25 protein-coding genes are annotated in these 22,636 nt (G+C 74.6%); 10 read left to right on the top strand and 15 right to left on the bottom strand.

The genetic code is table 11. From position 1 onward, the window contains the following. Positions 1 to 5 precede the first annotated feature (5 nt). Positions 6 to 302 (bottom strand): DUF1540 domain-containing protein, encoded by a 297-nt coding sequence (locus tag OKX07_RS02750; protein ID WP_265630339.1) that lies wholly within the window; start codon positions 300 to 302, stop codon positions 6 to 8. A 306-nt stretch (positions 303 to 608) separates the two neighbouring features. Between OKX07_RS02750 and OKX07_RS02745 the strand changes: the two genes are divergently transcribed. From OKX07_RS02745 to OKX07_RS02730, 4 genes are read left to right on the top strand one after another with little or no spacing between them, the layout of a single operon-like run. Continuing rightward, positions 609 to 1,454, top strand: coding sequence for a DUF4397 domain-containing protein (locus OKX07_RS02745; protein ID WP_265630338.1), 846 nt, complete (start codon positions 609 to 611; stop codon positions 1,452 to 1,454). A gap of 23 nt (positions 1,455 to 1,477) precedes the next feature. Further along, on the top strand, positions 1,478 to 2,206 hold the full coding sequence (locus OKX07_RS02740; RefSeq protein WP_265630337.1) for a class F sortase: 729 nt from the start codon (positions 1,478 to 1,480) through the stop codon (positions 2,204 to 2,206). A 57-nt stretch (positions 2,207 to 2,263) separates the two neighbouring features. Next, positions 2,264 to 2,836 carry an RNA polymerase sigma factor gene (locus OKX07_RS02735; protein ID WP_265630336.1) on the top strand — a complete coding sequence of 191 codons (573 nt, stop codon included), beginning with the start codon at positions 2,264 to 2,266 and terminating at the stop codon, positions 2,834 to 2,836. Between the two features lie 7 nt (positions 2,837 to 2,843). After that, positions 2,844 to 3,626, top strand: coding sequence for an anti-sigma factor (locus OKX07_RS02730; protein ID WP_265630335.1), 783 nt, complete (start codon positions 2,844 to 2,846; stop codon positions 3,624 to 3,626). Positions 3,627 to 3,686: 60 nt separating this feature from the next. Here OKX07_RS02730 and OKX07_RS02725 read toward each other — a convergent pair whose 3' ends face one another. Together OKX07_RS02725 and OKX07_RS02720 are read right to left on the bottom strand one after the other, a co-directional pair. Then, positions 3,687 to 5,648 carry a right-handed parallel beta-helix repeat-containing protein gene (locus tag OKX07_RS02725; RefSeq protein ID WP_265630334.1) on the bottom strand — a complete coding sequence of 654 codons (1,962 nt, stop codon included), beginning with the start codon at positions 5,646 to 5,648 and terminating at the stop codon, positions 3,687 to 3,689. 107 nt (positions 5,649 to 5,755) lie between these two features. Further along, positions 5,756 to 6,346: a TetR/AcrR family transcriptional regulator gene (locus OKX07_RS02720; protein WP_265630333.1), complete on the bottom strand. Its 591-nt coding sequence runs from the start codon at positions 6,344 to 6,346 to the stop codon at positions 5,756 to 5,758. 145 nt (positions 6,347 to 6,491) lie between these two features. On the opposite strand from OKX07_RS02720, the gene OKX07_RS02715 reads away from it, so the two are divergent. Next, entirely contained in the window at positions 6,492 to 7,511 is a 1,020-nt protein-coding gene (locus tag OKX07_RS02715) for an aldo/keto reductase (protein WP_265630332.1), read from the top strand. A 192-nt stretch (positions 7,512 to 7,703) separates the two neighbouring features. Then, complete coding sequence (locus OKX07_RS02710) at positions 7,704 to 8,273, top strand: NADPH-dependent FMN reductase (RefSeq protein ID WP_265630331.1); 570 nt, start codon at positions 7,704 to 7,706, stop codon at positions 8,271 to 8,273. Between the two features lie 21 nt (positions 8,274 to 8,294). Here OKX07_RS02710 and OKX07_RS02705 read toward each other — a convergent pair whose 3' ends face one another. After that, positions 8,295 to 9,044: a DUF4143 domain-containing protein gene (locus OKX07_RS02705; RefSeq protein WP_265630330.1), complete on the bottom strand. Its 750-nt coding sequence runs from the start codon at positions 9,042 to 9,044 to the stop codon at positions 8,295 to 8,297. 437 nt (positions 9,045 to 9,481) lie between these two features. Between OKX07_RS02705 and helR the strand changes: the two genes are divergently transcribed. Next, positions 9,482 to 11,632 carry an RNA polymerase recycling motor ATPase HelR gene (gene helR, locus OKX07_RS02700; protein WP_265630329.1) on the top strand — a complete coding sequence of 717 codons (2,151 nt, stop codon included), beginning with the start codon at positions 9,482 to 9,484 and terminating at the stop codon, positions 11,630 to 11,632. Between the two features lie 5 nt (positions 11,633 to 11,637). On the opposite strand, the gene OKX07_RS02695 is transcribed toward helR, so the two are convergent. The 9 genes from OKX07_RS02695 to OKX07_RS02655 all read right to left on the bottom strand — a co-directional run bounded on the left by OKX07_RS02695 (position 11,638) and on the right by OKX07_RS02655 (position 18,498). Then, positions 11,638 to 11,826 carry a hypothetical protein gene (locus tag OKX07_RS02695; RefSeq protein ID WP_265630328.1) on the bottom strand — a complete coding sequence of 63 codons (189 nt, stop codon included), beginning with the start codon at positions 11,824 to 11,826 and terminating at the stop codon, positions 11,638 to 11,640. Between the two features lie 56 nt (positions 11,827 to 11,882). After that, positions 11,883 to 12,542, bottom strand: a complete 660-nt coding sequence (locus OKX07_RS02690) for a response regulator (protein ID WP_265630327.1) — start codon at positions 12,540 to 12,542, stop codon at positions 11,883 to 11,885. Beyond that, complete coding sequence (locus OKX07_RS02685; RefSeq protein ID WP_265630326.1) at positions 12,539 to 13,693, bottom strand: sensor histidine kinase; 1,155 nt, start codon at positions 13,691 to 13,693, stop codon at positions 12,539 to 12,541. The genes OKX07_RS02690 and OKX07_RS02685 overlap by 4 nt, the downstream gene beginning before the upstream one ends. 2 nt (positions 13,694 to 13,695) lie before the next feature. Further along, positions 13,696 to 14,526, bottom strand: coding sequence for a CPBP family intramembrane glutamic endopeptidase (locus OKX07_RS02680; RefSeq protein WP_265630325.1), 831 nt, complete (start codon positions 14,524 to 14,526; stop codon positions 13,696 to 13,698). Positions 14,527 to 14,707: 181 nt separating this feature from the next. Then, entirely contained in the window at positions 14,708 to 14,947 is a 240-nt protein-coding gene (locus OKX07_RS02675) for a hypothetical protein (RefSeq protein ID WP_265630324.1), read from the bottom strand. Beyond that, positions 14,947 to 15,261 (bottom strand): hypothetical protein, encoded by a 315-nt coding sequence (locus tag OKX07_RS02670; protein ID WP_265630323.1) that lies wholly within the window; start codon positions 15,259 to 15,261, stop codon positions 14,947 to 14,949. Before OKX07_RS02670 ends, OKX07_RS02675 begins: the two co-directional genes overlap by 1 nt. A gap of 36 nt (positions 15,262 to 15,297) precedes the next feature. Further along, positions 15,298 to 15,537: a CDGSH iron-sulfur domain-containing protein gene (locus tag OKX07_RS02665; protein ID WP_416220816.1), complete on the bottom strand. Its 240-nt coding sequence runs from the start codon at positions 15,535 to 15,537 to the stop codon at positions 15,298 to 15,300. Continuing rightward, positions 15,534 to 16,598 (bottom strand): iron-containing redox enzyme family protein, encoded by a 1,065-nt coding sequence (locus OKX07_RS02660; RefSeq protein ID WP_265630322.1) that lies wholly within the window; start codon positions 16,596 to 16,598, stop codon positions 15,534 to 15,536. The genes OKX07_RS02665 and OKX07_RS02660 overlap by 4 nt, the downstream gene beginning before the upstream one ends. A 178-nt stretch (positions 16,599 to 16,776) precedes the next feature. Continuing rightward, positions 16,777 to 18,498, bottom strand: coding sequence for a S8 family serine peptidase (locus tag OKX07_RS02655; protein ID WP_265630321.1), 1,722 nt, complete (start codon positions 18,496 to 18,498; stop codon positions 16,777 to 16,779). A gap of 332 nt (positions 18,499 to 18,830) precedes the next feature. Here OKX07_RS02655 and lgt point away from each other — a divergent pair, with 332 nt between their 5' ends. Beyond that, positions 18,831 to 19,721, top strand: coding sequence for a prolipoprotein diacylglyceryl transferase (gene lgt / locus OKX07_RS02650; RefSeq protein WP_265630320.1), 891 nt, complete (start codon positions 18,831 to 18,833; stop codon positions 19,719 to 19,721). A gap of 9 nt (positions 19,722 to 19,730) precedes the next feature. On the opposite strand, the gene OKX07_RS02645 is transcribed toward lgt, so the two are convergent. Both OKX07_RS02645 and OKX07_RS02640 read right to left on the bottom strand, forming a co-directional pair. Beyond that, positions 19,731 to 20,366 carry a transcriptional regulator gene (locus OKX07_RS02645; protein WP_265630319.1) on the bottom strand — a complete coding sequence of 212 codons (636 nt, stop codon included), beginning with the start codon at positions 20,364 to 20,366 and terminating at the stop codon, positions 19,731 to 19,733. Beyond that, positions 20,363 to 20,758, bottom strand: a complete 396-nt coding sequence (locus tag OKX07_RS02640) for a DNA-binding protein (protein ID WP_265630318.1) — start codon at positions 20,756 to 20,758, stop codon at positions 20,363 to 20,365. Before OKX07_RS02640 ends, OKX07_RS02645 begins: the two co-directional genes overlap by 4 nt. Before the next feature lie 57 nt (positions 20,759 to 20,815). Between OKX07_RS02640 and OKX07_RS02635 the strand changes: the two genes are divergently transcribed. Together OKX07_RS02635 and OKX07_RS02630 are read left to right on the top strand one after the other, a co-directional pair. Then, positions 20,816 to 22,018: a PEP/pyruvate-binding domain-containing protein gene (locus OKX07_RS02635; RefSeq protein WP_265630317.1), complete on the top strand. Its 1,203-nt coding sequence runs from the start codon at positions 20,816 to 20,818 to the stop codon at positions 22,016 to 22,018. Positions 22,019 to 22,026: 8 nt separating this feature from the next. Continuing rightward, positions 22,027 to 22,623: a histidine phosphatase family protein gene (locus OKX07_RS02630; RefSeq protein ID WP_265630316.1), complete on the top strand. Its 597-nt coding sequence runs from the start codon at positions 22,027 to 22,029 to the stop codon at positions 22,621 to 22,623. Positions 22,624 to 22,636 lie beyond the last annotated feature (13 nt).

Genomic DNA, 22,636 nt, shown 5'->3' with positions numbered 1-22,636 from the left:
CGGGGTCAGCGCGCGGCGTAGGTGAGGCAGTCGGCGATGTCGTGCCCGGCGCCGATGCGCACGGACGGCGCGCCGCACTCGAGGTGGGAGTTGTGCGAGCAGTCCTGACGCTGGCAGGCGCCGACGTGCGACACGACGCGGTCGAGGCCGCCCTTGACGCCCAGGGGGATGAACGTGGCGCACTGCGCGTCACCGACCCCGCCGATGGTGACGGCGGCGGCGTGGCAGGACGAGTGGTCGTTGTACGAACAGCCGGCGACCGAGCACTCGGCCACGGCGGGGAGCTCTGCGAGGGTGCTCATGGTGAAACCTCCGGGGAGTGGGACGAGGACGGTACGTCTCGACGGTAACCCCGTCGCGACCGTGCCGCCAGCAAGGCAGGACTTGCTTACCCGCAGGTCAGAGGCCCTTTTTTACGGACGCGTGGTGTTGCAAAGCATGTCGGCGCAGGTCACCGCGACGGCCTCGGACCGCGGGAGACGGGCGTTCCCCACGATCCGCCGAAGATTTCTCGCGCCAGGTGCATCCGGATGGGCACCTGCGGGGGAAGTAGGGGTGTCAGCACGTCGATGCCCGCCACCGCGCGGGCCCAGTGGAAGGACCCCCCGATGCGCGCACGACTCCTCACCGGTACCGCTGCCGGAGCGATGGCCCTCGGCCTCGTCGCCACCCTCGCCGCCCTGCCAGCGACCGCGGCCACCGGCAGCACCGCGAAGCTCTCCGTGCTCCACGGCGTCCCGGACCTGACCGTGGACGTGTACGTCAACGGTGAGCGCACCCTCGACGACTTCACGCCCGGCACCCTCGCGGGCCCGCTCGAGCTGCCGGCCGGCACGTACACCGTCGCGATCACGGCCTCCGACGCCGCCGACGCGTCGGCACCGGCCATCGGCCCGGTCGACCTGACCCTCGCGGGCGGCATGGACTACACCGCCGTCGCGCACCTCGGGGCGTCGGGCGACCCGACCGCCACGCTGTTCACCAACGACACGTCCGCGACCGCCGCGGGCGAGGGCCGGCTCACGGTGCGGCACGTCGCCGCAGCACCGGGCGTCGACGTCCTCGCCGGTGGTGCCGCCGTCGTGTCCAACCTGACGAACCCGAACGAGCAGACGCTCGACCTGCCCGCCGGCACGGTCTCGGCCTCCGTGGTCGCGACCGGGACGACGGAGCCGGCGCTGCTCGGCCCGGCCGACGTGGCCGTCACCGAGGGCGCCCTGACGGTCGTCTACGCGTGGGGCTCCGCCGAGGCGGGCAACCTCGCGCTCGCGACCCAGACGGTCTCGGGTCTGCACTCCGACCCGTCGGCCGTGCAGGCCGGGCAGGTGGGCCTCGCCGCCGACCAGCGCTCGACCGTGCTGCCCGTCGCCCTGACCATGCTGGTCGCCGCCGGGCTCACCGGCCTGGCCGTGGCCGGACGTCAGGTCGCGCGCCGCGCCACCGCCGGCCGCTGAACCCCGGAGGACGAGCAGCTGTGATGCGTGACGTGCCCGGCGACCGGCCCGCCCCTGCCGGCCGGACGCCGGGCGCGTCCGTCCACCGCCGCCGCGCGCGCACCGCGTGCGCGGCGGCGGTGGTGGCGCTCCTGGCGGCGTGCTCGTCGCCGCCGGCCGCTCCCCCGGCGGCCACGCCCGCTCCCTCCGTGACGGCGTCCCCGTCCGCGGCACCCCCCGCGGGACCCGCCGTCCCGGACGTCCCGATCCGCGACGCGAGCCTCGGTGCGCAGCCCGCACCGGCCGCGGCACCGGCGCCCACCCGGGTCGTCGTGCCGGACCTCGGCCTCGACATGCCGGTCGACGCGGTCGGAGTCGAGGACGACGGCACCATGACGATCCCCGAGGACGCCGGCCGTGCGGGGTGGTACCGCTACGGACCCGCCCCCGCGACCCCCGAGGGGGCGACCGTCGTGGCCGCCCACGTCGACTCCTGGTCGACCGGCGTCGGGCCGTTCTCCCGGCTGCGCGACGTGGCCGTCGGGGCTCGCATCGAGATCACGACGGCCGACGGTGGCGTCCACGCGTACGTCGTCCGGGAGGTCACGCAGGTGCCCAAGCAGGACGCGCCGGTCGCGCAGTGGTTCGACCGGACGGGGGCACCACGGCTCGTGCTCGTCACGTGTGGGGGAGCGTTCGACCGCGATGTAGGGCACTATGCCGACAACGTCGCGGTCACCGCCGACCCCGTCGTGGACGCCGCAGGTGGGTGAGCGGCGTGGGAGAGGCGCGGTACGCGCGATGCCGGGGCGGCGTCGGAGGGAGCTGGTGTGAGCACGTCGACCACCGTGCCCGACGACGTGGAGGAGCTCGGAAGAGCCTTCGCGTCCGGGGACGAGGCGGCGATCGGCGAGGCGTACCGCCGGTGGTCCGCCCTGGTCCACACGGTCGCGCTGCGCTCGCTCGGCGACACGACGGACGCGGAGGACGTCACGCAGCAGGTGTTCGTCGAGGCGTGGCGGGGACGGGCGCGGTTCGACCCGGACCGTGCCCGCCTGCCCGCCTGGCTCCTGGGCATCACGAAGCACGCGGTGGCCGACGCGCACGAGAAGCGGACCCGCGACCGGCGGCTGCGCGAGCAGCCGCAGGTGGCCGGCGACCCGGACCGCGCGGCGGTGCCGACGCTCGACCAACGGGTCGTCGACCGGGTCGTCGTGGCCGACGCCCTGGAGGACCTGGGAGACCCGCAGCGCACGATCCTGCGGCTCGCGTTCTTCGACGACCTCACGCACGACCAGATCGCTGCTCGGCTGGGCCTGCCGCTCGGGACCGTGAAGAGTCACGTGCGGCGTAGCCTGGCGCGCCTGCGGACCCGATGGGAGGTGGATGGTGCCGTCCGATGACCTGCACGTGGATGACGAGACGCTCGCCCTCCTCGCCCTGGGCGAGCAGGTGGGGTCCGGTGAGGAGCTCGCGCACGTCGACGCCTGCACGCGGTGCGGCGACGAGGTCGCGACCCTGCGCGGGGTCGCCGACCTGGCGCGCGAGTCGGGCCCGGAGCCGCAGCTGGTGGCGCCCGCGCCGCAGGTGTGGGACCGGGTCGCAGCCGAGCTGGGCCTCGGTGAGCGCGCGTACGCGGCGGCCGGCGGGGTGAGGTCGCTGCCGCTGCCGCCGCACCCGGACCCGTCCGCCCGGACCACCACCGAGGACGCCCCGGCCGGCCGGGAGCAGGCAACCGTCACACCGCTGGGCCCGCGTCGGCGCGTGCGACGTGCGTGGCTCGCGGTGGCCGCTGCGGCGGGGCTCGTCGTCGGTGGCGCCGGCGCGACCGCCCTGTGGCAGGAGCAGGCCGACCGGTCGACCCTGCTCGCCAGCGCGGTCCTGGAGCCGCTGCCGGGCTGGACGCCCGGCGGCACGGCCGAGGTGCGCACGGCGTCCGACGGGTCACGCTCGCTCGTCGTCGACCTGGACGCGGAGCCCGGTGGCGACGGGTTCCTCGAGGTCTGGCTGCTGCGCCCCGACGTCTCGGGGCTCGTCAGCCTGGGCACGCTCGACGGGACGAGCGGCGAGTTCGCGCTCCCCGCGGGCCTGGACCTGACGGAGTTCCCCGTGGTGGACGTCAGCGACGAGCCCCTGGACGGCGAACCGGCCCACTCGGGCGTCTCGGTCGTCCGCGGCGCCCTGGAGATCTGACCGGTCTGACGAGACCGAGGAATCCGGGGGTCGTGTGCCCGGATTCCTCGGTCTCGTGGGTCAGAGGAGGCGGATGCGGGCGGAGGTGAGGCCGCCGGCGAGCGGGCCCGCCGGGTGCGCGCCGTCGAGGACGGCGCCCGTGAGGTCCGTGTCGAAGCGGACCGCATGGCCGTCGCGGTCCTCGAAGTCCAGGCCCACGAGCCGCACGGGCGGCAGGTCCGCGCCGGTGACGACGTCGAGCACGGCGGCGTCCGCGCCGGGCACGTCGACCTCCAGCCAGACCTCGTCGCCCTGCGCGACGACCTCGACACGCGCCGGGCCGTCGAGCACGAGCGGCTCGTGCTCGACGTCGGCCGGGCGGGCGCCGCCGACGAACACGTTGGACCGCGACCAGTACGGCTGCACGCGGCTGCCGAACCGGTTGTGGTCGCCGTCCCAGCGGTCGCCCATCTCGGTGAGGTACTGCTCGAGGGACGTCGGGTAGCCGTCGTACGCGCTGGTCCCGGTCTGCGAGCCGATGCGGCCCCACGAGTCGGCGTCGTACGCCGCGTCGAGGTCCCCGGCCGCGAACACGTTGCCGATCCACCGGTCGTCGCCGCACAGGGTGACCGCGAACCCGGCGACCTGCGTGCTGTGCGCGCGGTGGTACGGCGTCGCGCGGTCCAGCATCTGCTTGAGGCCGACCGTCCCGCACAGCAGGTTGCGCACGTACGCGCCGCCCTGGCTGTGGTTCTCGACGGACACGGGCGACGCGAGCACGTTGTGGTCGACGACGTACGGGCCGTGGCTGACCTCGATGAACAGGTCGCGGCTGTTGTCCCACAGGACGTTGCGCGTGATGCGCGTGCCCTGCGTCTGCCAGTCCAGCCAGATGCCGAGCGAGCAGTCGTGGATCCGGTTGTTCGCGATGACGACGTCGATCGGCGCGTGGAGCTTGATGCCGGCGATCTCGTGGCCGTAGAACGCGCGGTCGGTCGCGATGTCGTGGATGTGGTTGTCCTCGATGGTCGAGAACACGCAGCCCAGGTGGCCCACGACGGCGTTCTGGCCGCAGTGGTGGATGTGGTTGCGGCGCACGACGTGCGAGCCGACGTGCTCGCGGTCCCAGCCGATCTGCCGGGCCGAGAACACCGACTCCAGCTGGTACTGGTAGCCGGGCTTGTCGCCGCGGTCGCTCGCGTAGTTGTCACCCGTGGACGCCTCCTTGCCCAGCGAGACCGCCGAGCACGTCGCGTCGTGGATGTCGTTGTCCTCGATGACCCAGCCGCGCGCCCAGTTGGGGCCGATCAGACCGGGCTGGTTCGCCGTCGGGGGCGCCCACTGCGTCGCGGCCTGGGCGAGCTCGAAGCCCCGCACGGTGATGAAGTCGACGTGGTGGTCGACGGGCCAGAACACCGCGGGCCGCACGTTGATCTCGACCAGCGCGGCGTTCGGGTCCGCGTCGCCGAAGCTCGCGTGGATCGTCGTGACGTCGGCGCCGACCTCGGCGTGCCAGACGCGCGGCGTCCAGTCGGGGTCCCGGACGGGGACGGTCGTGCCGGTCCAGTCGTCGACGATCTCGGTGCGGCGGGGGGCGTCCGCGACGTCGGAGACGCTCGCGACCTCACCGAGGCGGCGGCCGTCGAGGTAGACCGCACCGAGGTGCTGCCGCGGGTCGTCGCGACCCGGACGGACGATCCAGTCGCCGTCGATCTCGACCGCGAACGGGTTCACGTCGCCGAACAGCGCGTTCGGCACCTCGACGCGCCAGACGCCGTCGCCGACGCTCTCCCAGCCGCCGACCTGCTCGGAGCCCGTGATGCGGACGTGCTCACCGGGCGCCGCCTGGTACGTGATGCGGCGGTTCTCGCCCGTGCCGCCGCGGCGCGGGCGGACCCACTCGCGGTAGGTGCCGGCGTGGACGGTGACCGTGTCGCCGGGGCGAGCGAGCCGGGCCGCGCGGTCGATGCTGCGCAGCGGGGCGTCCTGGGTGCCGTCGGCGTCGTCGGACCCGTGGACGGAGACATGGAGATCGTGTGCCATGGACCGACCTTAAGCGCGGCGGCGCCCGGGAAGGAGACGTGTCGCGTCCCTCACGCCGGCGCCGGCACCCGCCGACGATCCGTGCGGGTGCTCGACCGAGACGCGCGTCAGCCTGCCGGCCGGCGGAGTCCCGCGAGCAGCAGCCGCACCATCGCGCGCGCGTCGTAGCCCGGGTCGGACGCGCCCGACGCGCACAGGTTCCCGATGCCACGCAGCAGGCCGAGCGCCGGGACGTCGTCACGGACCTCCCCTGCCTCGACCGCGGCGCCGAGCAGCAGCTCGCACGCCGGGACGAGGCGTTCGAGGAAGAACGCGTGCAGCGTCTCGAAGCCGGCGCGGTCGTCGTGCAGGGCGGCGGCCAGCCCGTGCTTGGTGGCGAGGAAGTCGACGAAGAGGTCGGCCCAGGCGACCAGGGCCGCGTACGGGGTCGGCTGCTCGCGCAGCAGGTCCTGCGCCGCGTCGGCGCAGGCCTCGACCTGGTGGCGGTAGACGGCGACGACGAGGTCGGCGCGCGTCGGGAAGTGCCGGTAGATCGTGCCCATGCCGACCCCGGCGGCGGCGGCGACCTCGCGGACCGGGGCGTCGACGCCGGACGTGACAAAGACGGCTGCCGCGGCGTCGAGCAGCGCGCGCTGGTTGCGACGCGCGTCGGCGCGCTGGGGGCGCGGTGCGTCGGTCGACGGGTCGGTCGGGGCCACGGCAGTGCTCTCCTCTTGCTAAACGGAACACTGTTCCGTATGTTGTGGAGCGGCGCTCCGTTTCACATCCTCGCAGCACCGCCGCATCGGAGCCAGCCCGTCCGGGGGCAGACCGGCCCCCACCCACCCACCCCGGAGGACCCTCATGCGCTACCGCACGCTCGGACGCACCGGCGTCCAGGTCAGCACCCTCGCCCTCGGCGCCATGAACTTCGGCGCCATCGGACGCACCACCCAGGACGACGCCACGGCGATCGTCGACGCCGCGCTCGACGCGGGCGTCAACGTCATCGACACCGCCGACTGGTACAGCGGCGGGCAGTCCGAGGAGCTCGTCGGCCGGGCGATCGCCGGCCGACGCGACGACGTCGTCCTGGCCACCAAGGCGTACATGCCCATGAGCGACGAGCCCAACCACCGCGGAAGCTCCCGCCGCTGGCTGACGCGCGCGCTCGACGACAGCCTGCGTCGGCTCGGCGTCGACCACGTGGACCTCTACCAGGTGCACCGCTGGGACCCCGAGACGTCCGACGAGGAGACGCTGTCGGCCCTGACCGACCTGCAGCGCGCCGGCAAGATCCGCTACCTCGGCTCCTCGACGTTCCCCGCGTACCGGATCGTGCAGGCGCAGTGGACCGCCCGCGAGCGCGGCCTGTCCCGCTACGTCACCGAGCAGCCCAGCTACTCGGCGCTGCAGCGCGGCATCGAGGCGCACGTGCTGCCCGTCGCGCAGGAGCACGGCCTGGGCGTGCTGGCATGGAGCCCGCTCGCGTCGGGCTGGCTCTCCGGGGCGGTGCGCGCCGGGCAGCCGGCGAGCACGCACCGCGCCGGCGTCCTGCCCGAGCGCTTCGACCTCGACGTGCCCGCGAACCGTGCCCGGCTCGACGCGGTCGAGCAGCTCGCGAAGGTCGCCGCCGACGCGGGCCTGACCCTCATCCAGCTCGCGCTCGGGTTCGTCACCGCGCACCCGGGTGTGACGAGCGCGCTCATCGGCCCACGCACGCCCGAGCACCTGCGCGCGCAGCTCGCGGCCGCCGACACCGTGCTCTCCGACGACGTCCTGGACGCGATCGACGCGATCGTCCCGCCCGGCGTCGACCTGGCACCCGAGGAGAAGTACGACACCCCGCCGGCGCTGCTGGACGCGCGGCTGCGGCGACGCTGACCCCGCCGGGACGTGGCGTGAAGCGTTCGGGACGCTGGGCGTCCCGAACGCTTCTCGCCGACGGGCTCGGGCAACGGGCTCGGGCGACGGGCGGGTCCGGTGGCGGCACCCGCGCACCCCCTGAGAAGGTGGACGAGGCAGGTCCACCCCGACCTCGGCGACGCGTCGAGGCCCCGAGCGAGAAGAGTCGCCATGAGCGCGTACAAGGTCGGGTACTTCGTCGGCAGCCTCTCGTCCACGTCGATCAACCGGCTGCTCAGCACGGCGCTGATCCGGCTGGCGCCGGAGGAGCTCGAGTTCACCGAGATCCCGATCGGCAACCTGCCGCTCTACAGCCCCGACTTCGACGAGGACTACCCGCCGGAGGCGCGGGCGCTCAAGGACACGCTCGCAGGCTGCGACGCCGTCCTGTTCGTCACCCCGGAGTACAACCGGTCGATCCCCGGAGCGCTGAAGAACGCGATCGACTGGGCGTCGCGGCCCTGGGGACAGAACTCCTTCGACCACATGCCGGCCGCGGTGATCGGCGCGTCCATCGGCCAGATCGGCACCGCGGTCGCCCAGCAGAGCCTGCGGGGCGTCCTCACCTTCTGCAACGCCCGCCAGATGACGGCACCCGAGGCGTACATCTACTTCCGACCCGAGTTCTACACCGACTCCGGCGAGGTCACCGACGAGGAGACGGCGGTGTTCCTGCGCGCCTTCATGCGCGAGTTCCACACGCACGTCGAGCGCGTCCTGACGGTCCTGCCGCGGCGCTGAGAGGCGGCGCCCACGACGGCGTCAGGGCGCCAGCATCGTCAGGGGGACGACGTCGACGCCGTCGTCGCGGCGGGTGGCGATCCCACCGTTCGTGAGGACTGCGAGGAACGCGCAGCGGTTGTCGTCGACGAGCGAGGCCATGCGGCGCAGAGTCGCGGCTGCGCCGTCGACGACCCGCTGCGTCGTTCCGAGCTTGATCTCGAAGGCTCCCCAGCGACCGTCGGGGAGCTCGATGACGGCGTCGACCTCGAGCTTCCTGTCGTCCCGGTAGTGCGCGACGCGCCCTCGCAGAGGCTGGGCGTAGACCCGCAGGTCGCGGATCGCCAGCGACTCGAAGAGCAGTCCCAGCGTGAGCACGTCGGAGGTCAGTCTCTCCACGCCCGCACCGAGCGCGGCGGCCGCCAACGACGGGTCCACGAAGTGCCGCTTCGGCGTCGCCTGCAGGCGACGGGCCGAGCGCATGCTCGCCCCCCACGCGGGTTGGTCCTCGATGATCCGCAAGCGCCGCAACGCATCCAGGTGCGCTGCCACTGCCGTGCGGCTCGTGGCGTCCGGACCCTTCTCGTCGGCGAGCAGCGTGCGCCCGGGCTCGGCGCCGTGCGCGTCTCGCGCGACCGCCGACTCTCCCATCTGGGTGGCGACGCCGCGGGCGAGAGACCGCATGACCTTCTCGGCCACGTCGGGGCTGAGCTGCTGGCCGGTCGCACGCGAGATGTCGTGCCGACGGATCAGGGCGAGGTAGCTCTCGTTCGCCCTGGCTGCTGCTGCCACACTGCGCCGGTGGTGGGCCGGCCACCCACCGACGACTACCCGCTCCGCGATCGACTGTCGTGCAGAGGTCGCGTCCCAGGCCGCGTCGAACCCGCGGGGCGCCGCACCCTCGAACATCCGCCGCAGCGAGACCTGCGCACCCTCGCTGCCATGGCTGCCGAGTACACATTCCACATCTCGATGAGATACAAGTTTCGCACCTGCGCCGGATGCAAGATCTGCACGCCTTGAACGCGCACGGCCTACTCCGACGGGCCCGGACGCCGGTGCGGAGCCGGCTGACCCCCGCGCCGCACGAAGGGAGAGCACCCCTGTGCTCTCCCTTGTCAACGTATAGCGCAGGGGGTGCCTTGCGGCAAGACCCCGGCGAGGGCGGATGATCGAGCCCGTGCCGCGGTCGTCGCGCGGCGTCCACCCCCGTGCCGAGGAGCCGTCCCGTGCCCACCCCCGCTGCGTCCACGTCGGCGTTCGCCCTCCCCCAGAGCCGTGCGGCCAAGGCCGACGCGGCGCTGGTCGCCCGTGACGAGCAGCTGTTCGCGGCGCTCGCCGCGACCCTCGAGGAGCAGGTGGCCGCGCTGCGGGAGCGGATCGTCCGCCTGCGTCGCGCCCCCGGTGGTCACGGTCAGGCCGCCCTCGACCGGGACCAGGACATCCACCGGCTCAGCGGCCGGCTGCGGCTGCTCGAGCGGTTCGGGCTCGACCTGTGCCTGGGGCGCATGGTCCTGGAGGACAGCCCCGAGCCCGTCTACGTCGGACGCCTCGGCCTGACGACGAGCACGGGTGAGCGGCTGCTCGTCGACTGGCGCTCGCCGGCTGCCGAGCCGTACTTCGCGGCGACGCTCGCACGGCCGATGGGCCTGGTCAGCCGGCGCCGGTACCGCTGGACCGGGGGCCGCGTCACCGACTACTGGGACGAGGTGTTCACGCCCGAGGGGTACGACCAGCAGGTCGCGCTCGACGAGCAGTCGGCGTTCATCGCGAGCCTCGGGGCGAGCCGGTCCGCGCAGATGCGCGACGTGCTGGGCACGCTGCAGGCCGACCAGGACGCGATCATCCGGGCCGCGTCGCGCACGCCGCTCGTCGTCGAGGGCGGGCCCGGCACCGGCAAGACGGTCGTCGCGGTGCACCGCGCCGCGTACCTGCTGCACTCGGACCCGCGGCTGCGGGACCGGCACGGCCGCGTGCTGCTCGTCGGCCCGCACCGTCCGTACCTCGCGTACGTGGCCGACGCCCTGCCGGGGCTGGGCGAGGAGGGCGTGCAGACGTGCACGCTGCGGGACATGGTCGCCGAGGGCGCCACGGCGCTGCCCGAGGCCGATCCGCAGGTCGCGCGGCTCAAGGGGTCGGCCGCCATGGTTCGGGCGATCGAGCCGGCGGTGCGGTTCTCGGAGCGCCCGCCCACCGTGGCCATGCGCGTGCAGACGCCCTGGGCCGTGGTCCCGCTCAGCGCGGACGACTGGGCCGACGCGTTCGACGCCCCCGACCCGGGCATCCCGCACAACGAGGCGCGCGACCAGGCGTGGGAGGCGCTCGTCGAGATCCTCGCGGCGGGGCACGCCGACGACGTCCCCCGCGACCAGCTGCGCCGCGCGCTGACGCGCATCCCTGACCTGACCAGCACGTTCACCCGCGCGTGGCCGATCCTCGAGGCCGCGGACCTCGTCGCCGACCTGTGGTCCGTGCCCGCGTACCTGCGGCTGTGCGCGCCGTGGCTGACGGCCGACGAGGTGCGTGCGCTGCAGCGTGACGACCCGCGCGCGTGGACGGTGGAGGACCTGCCGCTGCTCGACGCCGCCCGCCGCCGCCTCGGCGACCCCGAGGAGTCCCGGCGCCGCCGCCGGCGTGCCGCGACCGTCACCGCCGAGCGGGAGTACATGGGGCACGTCGTCGACAACCTCGTCGCCGGCGACGACTCCACGCTGGGCGTCATGCACATGCTGGGTGGCGACGACATGCGCAGCGCGCTCGTCGACGAGGCGGGCCTGCCGACCGCTGACCCCGACCTGCTCGCCGGGCCGTTCGCGCACGTCGTCGTCGACGAGGCGCAGGAGCTCACCGACGCGCAGTGGCAGATGCTGCTCACCCGCTGCCCGTCGCGCAGCGTGACGATCGTCGGGGACCGCGCGCAGGCGCGGCACGGCTTCCCCGAGTCGTGGGCCGAGCGCCTGGAACGCGTCGGGCTGCGCGGCGTCGCGCTGACGTCGCTGCGCATCAACTACCGCACGCCCACCGAGGTCATGGCGGAGGCCGAGCCGGTCATCCGGGGAGCGGTCCCGGACGCGAACGTGCCGACGTCGGTGCGGTCGACCGGGCTGCCCGTGGTGCACGGGGCACGCGCCGACCTCGCGCGCGTCGTCGAGGACTGGCTCGCGGCGCACGACGGCGTGGCGTGCGTCATCGGTGACCCGACGTTCCCGGCGGGACCGCGGGTGCGGTCGCTCACCCCGGAGACCGCGAAGGGGCTGGAGTTCGACCTGGTCGTGCTGGTCGAGCCCGACCAGTTCGGGGATGGGATCGAGGGCGCCGTCGACCGGTACGTCGCCATGACGCGCACGACGCAGCAGCTGGTGGTGCTGACGGGCGGGTGACGGCCTCAGCGCCGCACCGGCGCACGCACCTCGACGAGGTGGTCGAACTGTCGGAAGTCGGCGACGTTCGCGGTCATGACCTCGGCACCGTACCGGTGGGCCTGCGCCGCGATGAGGGCATCCTTGCCGCGCACCGTCGCACCGGTCGCGCGCGCCGCCGAGGCCAGGAGGCCGTACGACCGGCTGCACTCCACGTCACACGGGAGCCAGTGACCTGCACGACGCAGCAGCTGGTGGCGCCTGGGGGCACCTAGGCCACCAGGCCGCTCCGGTACGCGTACACCACCGCCTGCACGCGGTCACGCAGGTCCAGCTTGGCGAGGATGCGCGACACGTACGTCTTGACGGTCTCGTGGCTGATCACGAGGGTGGCCGCGATCTCGCCGTTCGACATGCCGCGGGCGATCAGGCGCAGCACCTCGACCTCGCGCGGGGTCAGCGCGGCGTCGTGGGGCGTGCGCTCGGGCGGGCTGATCCGGCTCGCGTACCGGCCGACGAGCTGCCGCGTCACCTCGGGCGCGAGCAGCGCGGCACCGGACGCGACCGTGCGGATGCCGTGGAGCAGCTGCGCCGGTGGTGCGTCCTTCAGCAGGAAGCCGCTGGCGCCGGCGCGCAGGGCCTCGTACACGTACTCGTCCAGGTTGAACGTGGTGACCACCAGCACCTTGACGGGGTCCGCGACGCCGACGCCCGCGAGCAGCCTGGTCGTCTCGATGCCGTCGAGCACCGGCATCCGCACGTCCATGACGACCACGTCCGGCGCGACGCGGGCGGCGAGGTCGACCGCCGCGCGCCCGTCGCCGCACTCCCCCACCACCTCGAGGTCGGGCTGGGCGCCGATGATCGTCGCGAACCCCGTGCGGATGAGGGGCTGGTCGTCGCAGACGAGCACCCGGATCGGCCCGGTCACGACGCGCTCCCGGCGGGGATGCGGGCCCGGACGACGAACCCGCCTCCGGTCCGCGGCCGCGCGGTGAGCTCGCCGCCGAGGATGTCGACCCGTTCGCGCAGCCCGGCGAGCCCACGCTCGCTCCCGCCGGGCGATGCGACGCGCGTGCCGGACCCGTCGGTGCCGACCTCGACGGTGATCGCGTCGTCGCCGTGGTGCACGTGCACCGTCGTGCGGCTTCCGTGGGCGTGCTTCAACGCGTTCGTCAGGGCCTCCTGCACCACGCGGTAGGCCGCGACCTGCGCACTGCCCTGCGTCGGCGGCGTGGCCCCCTCCTCGACGTACTCCACGGGCTGGCCGGCCCGTCGGGTCTGCTCGACGAGGGCACGGATCTCGCGGACCGTCGGCGTCCGCGCGTCGGCACCGTGGTCCGGGTCGAGCACGTCGAGCAGCCGGCGCAGGTCGCTGATCGCCTGGCGGCCCGTGCCTGCGACGGCGGTGAGGCTCCGGTCGAGGCGGTCGGGCTGCGTGGTCAGGTACCGCGCCGCCTCCGTCTGCACGACCATCGCCGTCACGTGGTGGGTGACCACGTCGTGCAGTTCGCGCGCGATGTGGGCGCGCTCGGCTGCGCGGGCGTCGTCGGCGACCCGACGGCGGTGCTCCGCCTCGGCGGCGCGGGACCGCCGCAGCCACGCCCCGACGCCCCAGGCGAGGACCAGCAGGACGTAGAAGGTCACGAACCCGCTGACGCCCTCGGTCGACCCCTGCTGGTGCAGCGCCACCGCCAGCGCGACGTACGCGCCGGTGGCGACGACCGCGGCCGCGTTCCGGCGGCCGTTCAGGTGGGCGCCCGCGCTCACGAGCGCCACGGCCAGCGCGGTGCCGGCCGCCGTGTGGTACCCGCGGAGCTGGTCGAGGGCGAAGCCCGCGCACACCAGCGCGAGACACACCGCCGGCCACCGGCGGCGCACCGCCAGCGGCAGGCACTGCAGGGCGACGGCGACGACCGCGAGGGCGTCCAGCGGGCGGTCCGGCAGGTTGCCGATCTGCGTCCCCTGGTCCTGCCACGACGGGATCAGGGGGCCGGCGGCCAGCACGAGCGCGAGCGGGAGGTCCCGTGCCACGACGCTCTGCCGGTGCCACAGGTCCCGCAGCCGCGGCACGTCGATCACGGTCACAACGTAACGGGCGCGGCGTCGCGCGCCTCGCGTCGCCGCATCGGCACCAAGGTGCCGCGCCGGTGGGCGAGCAGGAGGAACGCACCGGTCAGCACGACGCCCCCCGCCACGGCGTAGATGCTGCCCTCCGGGCCGAAGGCGCCGCCGGTGAGGATCTGCGGACCGGACGTCACCCCGTGCAGCAGGCCCTGCGTCATGTCGCTGCCCGAGACCTCGGCGCCGAAGACGCCGCCCAGCGCGAAGTTCCACCCCAGGTGCAGGCCGATCGGCAGCCACAGGGTGCGGGTTGCGGCATACGCGGCGCCCAGCACCCCGCCGGCCTCGACGGCGATCGCGACGGCGCCCCACAGGGACGCGTCGGGGTTCATCAGGTGGATCGCACCGAACAGCACGGCGCTCACGACCAGGGCGACCCACGTCCCCGTGCGCTCCTCGACGAGCCGGAACAGCAGGCCGCGGAACATCAGCTCCTCGGCCACCGCGCCGGCGGCCAGGAACCCGACCATGCCCACCACGACGGTCAGCGACCCGACGCTCTCGACCCGGTAGCCACCGCCCGCGGCGATGCACGCGATCACCGCACCGCACCACAGCGCACCGAGGAGCAGCCCGCGTCCGAACGCGCCGCCCGCCCGCGCCCGACCCACCTCGACGGGCGCCCGGTGCTCGGTGCGGCGCACCACCCACGCGTAGGCGAGCAGCGCGAGCACCGCCACCGCGACCCCGACGACGAACCGCAGCGGCCAGCTGCCCTCCACGGCCATCACGACCTGGCTGCCGACGGCGGCGACCCCCACCACGACCACGACCTGCTTCAGCACCCGCATGACACGTCCTCCCGCCAGACTGCCGCAGCGGTGCGCTGCAGCCTCCTGGAACGCTAGGGACCAGGCGACCGGCGATCGTCACCGCGGGGTGGACACTTCGGTGTCCCTCGCTTGGGGGACCCCTGGCGTGCGGCGCCCGTGCCGACGGCGGTGCGGTCGACGGGTCTGCCGCAGGCCGCGCCTACGACTGGAAGGCCACGTGCTCCGGCCAGGTCCCGGTCTGGCGGTGCATCCGCAGCGCCTTCCAGAAGACGCGCTCGGCGTCCATCGGCAGCCGGTCGCGATCTTCGGCGTACACCGCGCCCGGGTCGTCGAGCGGGATGACCAGCACCCCCTCGGGGACGCCCGGGTCGACCCCGAAGGAGTACCGGACGTGGACGTCGTCCTGGCTGAGCCGGGACCCGTACGCCGCCGCGCCCACTACGCCTCCGCCGCCGTCACCATGTCGGCCAGCTCCTGCAGCCACGCGATGACGTGCGGGCGACCCTCCGACTCGTCCAGCGTGTCCTCGGCGACCTGTGGCAGCAGGCGGATCTGCGCGACGAGCTCGGAACGCTGCTCGGGCGGGAACTGCGCGAGGGCGAAGCTGCCGAGGTGGTGCTCCTCGATCTCCCGCAGCTGCTCGGCGAGGGGGACCGACGCGACACGCTCGGCCAGGGTCTCCACCGCCCAGGAGAAGACCCACGAGTTCACACCCCAGTAGCTCTCCTCGGACACGAACACGCCGCCTGCCATGGGCCCATGGTGGCGCACGACGCCCCGCCGCGACCGTCAGTCGGCCGTGCGGAACCCGTTCACCTTGTGCGTGCCGTCGCACCACGGCGGCGCCGCCGTGCCGCCGCACCGGCACAGCGCGACCGTGCGCCGTCGCGTCGGGACCGGCTCGCCGTCGGGGCCGACGAGCTCGATCGGGCCGCGGACCAGCAGCGGACCGTCCGGGCACTGCGTGATGCGGACCGGGCGGCGCGAGCCCACGCCCGTGTCGGCGTCCGTACCGCCGGCGGCCGTCACAGCGCCTGCCGCAGCGACGACTCGCCCGCGTCCCAGAGCGCAAGGACGTGCTCCGCCCACAGCCCGTCGAGCGCGAGGCACGCCGCGGCGCCCCACATGACGTCGGACCCGAGGGTCGGCTCCTGCTCGACGAGCCGGCCCGCCAGGTCGCGTCCGGCGATCTGCTCGTGCACGGCGTCGGCCTCGACGTGCTCGTCGAAGTACTCGGTGACGTCCGTCCCGAGGCCCACGCGCCGCATGCCGTTGCCGTAGAGGCGGTTGGGGACCGACGACGTCATCTCGAACGCCGCGAGGTGCCCGACGATCGCGCCGCGCAGCCGCCGGTGCAGCCCGAACATCGACATGACGTTGGGGTGCGCGAGCGTGATCGCGGGGACGTGGTCGACGTAGCGGCCGTAGGTGTCGTCGAGCCCGAGGCCCCGCATGGCGGTCGCGAACAGGGCGGCGTGCTGCCGCTCGGGGTCGCCGGCGCCGTACTCGTCGGACTGGATCTCCATGAGCGCGACCTTGGGCGCACCGCCCAGGCGCGGCACCGCCCACGTGTGGGGGTCCGCCTCCTTGAGCTGGTAGATCGAGCGGTGCACGAGCAGCTCCTGGAGGTGCTGGTGCTGCGCGCGGCGGGCGATCCAGCGCGACATGCTCGGGCCGTCGTCCGACGACGTGAGGGCGAACAGCGCGGCGGCGACGGCGGCGGCGGACGTCTCCTGGGGGGCAGGGACCGTCACGCGCTCGCGCAGCTCGGCCTCGACGACCCGCTCGAGGGCGGCGCGCGCCGCGAGGACGTCGGGATGCCACTCCCAGTCGTCGTCGACGCCGTCCAGACCGCGGTAGTGCAGCTCGTACATGCAGGTGAGCGTGAGCTGGACGTCGTCGTGCTCGAACCACGAGCCGGACGGCGCGGCGAGCGTCGCGTCGACCGCCGCGCGCAGGGTCGCGGGGTCGGTCGACGGCTCGGTGAGCAGCCGCAGCAGCGCCTCGCTGACGGGACCGCGGGGGGTGGGCAGCGGCATCGGGGACTGCGGACCGCCGACGTGCGGAGGGGACGACAGCTGGACGGTCATGGGGACTCCTTCAGCAGATCATGCACCCGCGGACGACGGCACTCATCGTCACCCGGGCCCCCACCGCCCGCCACCGGAGTCGATCCCGCCCGAAGTGTGAAGGGTTGCTGCCGGATCCCGGCAACAACCCTTCACACTCTCGGCGTCGGGCGCGCGTCGGCCGCGTGTCGGCCGTGTGTTACGGCTCGATGCCGCCTACCAGGTGCCCGCCGACGTGCACGGTCACCGTGGTGGTGGCCGCGTACTGCGAGGTCGGCGCCGCGTAGCTGTGGTCGTCGGCCTCGGTCATCGGGGTCCAGCCCGCGGTGTTGATCCGCACCTGCACCTCGCCGGTGGTCGCGCCCGGTGCGAGCGTGCCCGCGGTGAACCCGACCTCGAGGTACGCGTCGGCGCCCGGGCGGGGCGTCGTCAGCGGCACGACGCGGTGGGTGACGGTCGAGCAGCCGAGGACCGCGTAGCTGCAGGCCGACTGGAACGACGCGGCGCCGTCGCGCGTGAACCAGTACCGCACGGTGACCTGCGACAGGTCGACGGGCGTCGCGCCGGCGTTCGCGAGCCGGACGCCCGCGGCGAGCGCACCGTCGCCGACCGCGTTGTCGAAGTTTTTGTGCTGGGCGGTGAGCGACGCCGAGGGCGTCGGCGTCGGCGTGGGCTCCGTGGCCGGCGGTGCGAGGTGCAGGAGCAGGTTCGGCGACTGCGTGAGGGCCTCCCCGACGACACCCGGCGTCGCCGCGTCGACGATCGCCGCGGACACCTGCGCGGGGGTGGCCGCGGGGTGCTCCTCGAGGTAGCGGGCGACCGCGCCGGTGACGTGCGGCGCCGCCATCGAGGTGCCGCTGACGAACCGCAGCTCGGTGTCGCTGCCGCTCCACGCCGAGCCGATGTCCTGACCGGGGGCGAACAGGTCGAGGCACGCGCCGTAGTTGGACGACGCGCGACGCACGTCGTCGGGGCGCGTCGCACCGACCGTGATCGCCGCGGGCACCTTGGCGATGCTGCGGTCGCAGGCCGGCTCCCCGCGGTTGCCCGCGGCCACGACGTACGTGATGCCCGACGCGATGGACCGCGTGATCGCCTGGTCGATCACGGGGACCTCGGTCGACTCCATGCTGAGGTTCGCGACCGAGGGCCCGTCGTGCGCCGAGGTCACCCAGTCGATCCCGGCGACGACGGCCGACGTCAGGGCGTACCCCTGGCAGTCCGCGACGCGGACCGAGACCAGCGCGACGTCCTTGGCGACGCCGACGGTCGAGCCGCCGACCGTCCCGGCGACGTGCGTGCCGTGCCCCGTGCAGGCCGCCGGTCCCCCGTCGGTGTAGGCGTCGAACCCGATGCCGGCGCGCCCGCCGAACTGCTCGTGCGTCGTGCGGATGCCGGTGTCGATGACGTACACCGTCACACCGGCGCCCGTCGTGCCGTAGGCGTAGCGGTCGTCGCCCGGCAGGGTGCGCTGGTCGATGCGGTCGAGACCCCAGGACGGGACGGGCGTCTGCGTGGCGGCGGTCGCCGCGGCGGCGGTCTGCGCGGCGGTGGTCTGCGTGTCCGACACGCGCACCGCAGCGTCCTCGGCGACGTACGCGACGCCCGGCGTGGCGCGCAGCCCCGCGAGCTGGGTCGCGTCGAGCTCGGCGGCGAAGCCGTTGAGCGCGTGCAGGTACTGGTGGTCGACGTCGACACCGAGCTCGGCCGCGCGGGCCAGCACCGGGTCGGCGGCGCGCTCGGCGCGTGCGCCGCTCGCGGCACCGGCCGCGGCGGCGTCGAGCACCACGATGTAGCGACCGGTGACCGCGGCGGTCCCGGCGTCGACCAGCGGTGCGTCGTCCGTGGCGTGCGCCGCGGGTCCCCCGACGAGCGCGGCCCCGATCGCGAGCGCTCCCGTCACTGCCAGGCGTGCCGTCATGGCACGTCGTGTCGTCATTGAAGTCTGTCTCCCCGTGTCGTCCGGGGGCATGCTCGACGCCACGCCGCCGGGGCCCCGAGGTGCTGGAGAGGGTGCCCGGCACGTGGCCCAGGCCCCCGTGCATGACCGCCGTCACCCGAACGGGTGGGCGGTCCCCGGAACGTAGCAGGATCGGACATTTGGGACGCTGGATCTGTGCCGGAAACTTCCGTGCGCAGCCCCGTTGACGACGGATCTCGTCGTGCGGGCGCCGCCTCGTGTTCACCGGCGGTGCACCCGTGTCGTCCTTGAGACGGGTACCGCGACGGCCCCTGCGCGGGGGATGCTGAGGCGTGCACCTCGGTATCCCCAGCCCCGACCTGGCCTGGGCCGGGATCTCCCTCGGCCCCTTCACCCTCCACACGTACGCGTTGTGCCTGCTCGCGGGCATCGCGGCCGCGGTGTGGCTGGCGTCGCGCCGCCTGACCGAGCGCGGCGGTCCGCCGGGTGCGGTCCTCGACATCGCGATCTGGGCGGTGCCGTTCGGCATCGTCGGCGCCCGGATCTACCACGTGCTCACGCACTGGGGCGACTACTTCGGCGCGGGGCAGGACCCTCTCAGCGTCCTGTACGTCTGGCAGGGCGGCATCGCGATCCTCGGGTCGCTGATCGGCGGGGCGGTGGGCGCGGCCATCGGCTGCCGCCGGGTCGGGGTCAGGCTGTGGTCGTTCGCCGACGCGCTCGCGCCGGCGATGCTCCTGGCGCAGGCGATCGGGCGGCTCGGCAACTGGTTCAACCACGAGCTGTTCGGGAGCCCGACGACCCTGCCGTGGGGCCTGCAGATCCCTGCGACCAACGGCGCGTTCCCGCCGGGCCTGCCCGCCGACACCCTGTTCCACCCGCTGTTCCTCTACGAGATGCTGTGGAACCTGCTGGGGATCGCGGTGATCCTGCTGCTGGAGCGGCGCGTCGCGCTGCGCTGGGGCGCCGCGTTCGGCGTGTACCTCATCTGGTACGGCGCGGCCCGCGTGTGGCTGGAGCTGCTGCGGATCGACCCCACGAGCGTCACCCCGCTGGGCCTGCCCGCCAACGTGTGGGGCGCGCTGGCGGCGGTCGCGACGGGGGTGGCGATCATCGTGGTGCAGCGACGCCGCCACCCCGAGCCGGAGACGTCGGTCCTGGTCGACGAGCCGGCCCCGGCGACCGACGCGGCAACCGACGAGGCGAAGGACGAGCGCGTCTGACGGACCCGCTCAGGGCTGGGCGTGACGGTCGACGCCCAGCGTCGCGACGAGGTCCTCGTGGAGCTCGAACCACACCCGGTGGCACGAGTCGACGTCGGTCCCGACGACCCACGCGCCCTCCCCGGCGCGGGCGCGGCGGCGCGCCGCCGCGAACCGCCCGTCGTAGCCCTCGAACCGGGTCAGGAGTCCCGCGAGCCGCCCGGCGAGCGGGAGCAGGCCCCGCTCGATCGCGGCGAGCTCGTCGAGGACGCGCGCGTCCCACGCGTGGTCCGTGTGGTCGTTGGTGGTGAGGCGGTCGTCGGGCGTGGGGCGCAGCTGCCAGTCGGTGCAGGCGCGCTGCAGGCGCGCGTTGAGGGGCAGGAACGCGCGGTGGACGTCGTGCACGTCGTCCGCGCTGCCGGTGCGGGCGAGCTCGTCGGCCAGCAGCGCCTGGCCGTGGGCGCGGCCGCGCTCGGTGAGCGACCAGCCGCTCAGGTCCGCGAAGGTCGCGCGCGACACCCCGCCGTACGCCTCGGCATCGAGCAGCAGCTCCTGCGTCGACGCGGCGTCGAGGGCGAAGCGGCGCGCGACGGCGGGGGTGTCGGCGAACCCGAGGAGCCGCACGGCGTGCAGCACCAGCAGGTCGGGGGCGGACGGCCGGGTCACCGGGCTGCCTCGCGGCGGACCGTCAGCCGGGTGGCGTGCTGCTGCAGCGCCTGCGGGGAGTTGAAGCCCATCGCCTGCGCCATCTGCGCCCACGTCAGGCCCGCGCTGCGCGCGACGAACAGCAGGCCGTCCTCGAGGCCGTCGACCTCGGCGCGCGCGGCCGGCAGCAGCGCGAGCGCGCTCAGGACGTCCTGCCGTGCCAGGTCCGACGAGCGGTGCAGCGCGTACTGCACGAGGTCGACGGCCGACGGCGGGACGGGGGCCGGGCGCCAGGGTCGGTCGCCCAGGGCGTCGGCGCCGTGGCGCAGGAGGTGCTCGCGCGCCCTGCCCTCCCGGTGGGCCTGCGCCCGGTCGTCGTCGACCGCCCGGGCGCCCTCGTCCTTGCTCTCCATACGCCGAGGGTGGATAGTCAACGGGACGTTGTCAACTTTTCGTTGAAGGGCGGACCTGTGCTGACACCCCTGGCCGACGCCGTGCGCGCGACGTGCGGCGGGAAGGCCGGCGCCCTGGGCGCCCTGGTCCGCGCGGGACTACCGGTACCGGACGGGTTCGTCGTGCCGTTCGCCGCGCACCTGGCCGCCGCCCGCGACGTGTCGACGACGCACGGCGACGCGCGGCCGGCACCCACCCCGGGCAACCTGCCCCCGGCGCTCCTCGACGCGATCGCGCACCGCCTCCACGCCCTGGGGGACGGGCCGGTGGCCGTGCGGTCCTCCGCCGGCGACGAGGACGGCGCGCACGCGTCCGCCGCGGGTCAGTACCGGAGCGTCCTCGGCGTGCGGGGGGTCGAGCAGGTCGCCGACGCGGTGCGCGCGTGCTGGACGTCGCTCCGGTCGCCGCAGGCCGTCGCCTACCGGGACGGCTCCGGGCCGGGCGCGGAGCCGGTGATGGCGGTGCTGGTGCAGCGCCTTGTGGACGCCGACGTCGCGGGCGTGATGTTCACGGCCGACGGGCCTGCCGGGGTCACGGTCGTCGAGGCGTCCTGGGGGCTGGGTCCGAGCGTCGTCGGGGGCACGGTGACGCCGGACGCCTACCGGGTCGCCGCGGACGGCTCCGTGACGGCGGCGATCGCCGACAAGCGCACCCGCGTCGACCGGCGCGCGACGCACCTCGTGACGGGCGACGTCGCCGCGTCGGACCGCGCCCGCCGCACCCTCGACGACGCCGCCGTCGCCCGGCTCGCACGGCTGGGGAGGCGCGTCGCCGCCGTCCTGGGTGGCCCGCAGGACGTCGAGTGGGCGATGGTCGACGACGAGCTCCACGTGCTCCAGGCGCGGCCCGTCACGGCGGACCTGCCCGCGTCGGCGCGCCCGGCCCAGGGCCCCTCCCCCGCCACGCTCGTCGGGACGCCCGGCAGCCGCGGCACCGCGACCGGGGCCGCCCGCATCGTCCGCGGGCCCGGCGACTTCGCGCGCGTCCGGCCCGGCGACGTCCTCGTCTGCCCGTGGACCGACCCGGCGTGGACGCCGCTGCTGCGCCTCGCCGCCGGCGTCGTCACCGAGACCGGCGGGGTGCTGTCGCACGCGGCGATCGTCGCCCGCGAGCGGGGCATCCCCGCCGTCCTGGGCATCCCCGGCGCGACGACGAGGCTGCACGACGCCCGCACCCTGACGGTCGACGGCACCGCCGGGACCGTCACGACGCACACCTGAGGACGCCCATGCCCACCCGCCACCTGTACCTGGTCCGCCACGGCGCGGCCGACGCGTTCGGCGAGCTCACCGCGACCGGCCGCCTGCAGGTCGACCTGCTCGGCGGGCGCCTCGCGCAGCTCCCCGTCGACGCCGTGTGGCACTCCCCCCTGCCCCGCGCCGTCGCCAGCGCCGGCAAGATCGCCCGGCACCTGCCCCGGGTGCCCGTCGCACCGGCGCAGGAGCTGGTCGACCACGTGCCGTACGTCCCCACGGCCACCGAGATGCCGGCGCCCTGGCGCGGCTTCTTCGACGGCTACGACCACGGCGAGGCCGCCGCGGGCCGCGCCCTCGCCGACGCGCTCGTCGACCGGTTCGCGACGCCCGACGTCACGCGGGACACCCACGAGGTCCTCGTGACGCACGCCTACCCGATCGCGTGGCTCGTGCGGCACGCCCTCGGCGCACCGCCGGTGCGCTGGCTCGGCCTCGAGAGCGGGAACGCCGCGCTGACTGCGATCGAGCTGCGCCCCGGCCTGCCGCCGACGCTCGTGGTCTTCAACGACATGGGCCACCTGCCGGCGGAGCTGCGGTGGACGGGGTTCCCGGCGACGACGCGCCCGTAGGCGGGGACCGGGC

The sequence above is a fragment of the Cellulomonas sp. S1-8 genome (assembly GCF_026184235.1).
In the GTDB taxonomy this organism is placed as follows: Bacteria; Actinomycetota; Actinomycetes; order Actinomycetales; family Cellulomonadaceae; genus Cellulomonas.
This window is presented reverse-complemented; position numbering and strand designations above follow the sequence as displayed.

What these genes read in the sequence shown, in the direction of transcription:
- OKX07_RS02670 (WP_265630323.1), bottom strand. Translation starts at nt 15,261, where the DNA reads ATGGCAGGCGGCGTGTTCGTGTCCGAGGAGAGCTACTGGGGTGTGAAC.
- OKX07_RS02630 (WP_265630316.1), top strand. Translation starts at nt 22,027, where the DNA reads ATGCCCACCCGCCACCTGTACCTGGTCCGCCACGGCGCGGCCGACGCG.
- OKX07_RS02640 (WP_265630318.1), bottom strand. Translation starts at nt 20,758, where the DNA reads ATGGAGAGCAAGGACGAGGGCGCCCGGGCGGTCGACGACGACCGGGCG.
- OKX07_RS02655 (WP_265630321.1), bottom strand. Translation starts at nt 18,498, where the DNA reads ATGACGGCACGCCTGGCAGTGACGGGAGCGCTCGCGATCGGGGCCGCG.
- OKX07_RS02680 (WP_265630325.1), bottom strand. Translation starts at nt 14,526, where the DNA reads ATGCGGGTGCTGAAGCAGGTCGTGGTCGTGGTGGGGGTCGCCGCCGTC.
- OKX07_RS02740 (WP_265630337.1), top strand. Translation starts at nt 1,478, where the DNA reads ATGCGTGACGTGCCCGGCGACCGGCCCGCCCCTGCCGGCCGGACGCCG.
- OKX07_RS02745 (WP_265630338.1), top strand. Translation starts at nt 609, where the DNA reads ATGCGCGCACGACTCCTCACCGGTACCGCTGCCGGAGCGATGGCCCTC.
- OKX07_RS02725 (WP_265630334.1), bottom strand. Translation starts at nt 5,648, where the DNA reads ATGGCACACGATCTCCATGTCTCCGTCCACGGGTCCGACGACGCCGAC.
- OKX07_RS02660 (WP_265630322.1), bottom strand. Translation starts at nt 16,598, where the DNA reads ATGACCGTCCAGCTGTCGTCCCCTCCGCACGTCGGCGGTCCGCAGTCC.
- OKX07_RS02715 (WP_265630332.1), top strand. Translation starts at nt 6,492, where the DNA reads ATGCGCTACCGCACGCTCGGACGCACCGGCGTCCAGGTCAGCACCCTC.
- OKX07_RS02710 (WP_265630331.1), top strand. Translation starts at nt 7,704, where the DNA reads ATGAGCGCGTACAAGGTCGGGTACTTCGTCGGCAGCCTCTCGTCCACG.
- OKX07_RS02750 (WP_265630339.1), bottom strand. Translation starts at nt 302, where the DNA reads ATGAGCACCCTCGCAGAGCTCCCCGCCGTGGCCGAGTGCTCGGTCGCC.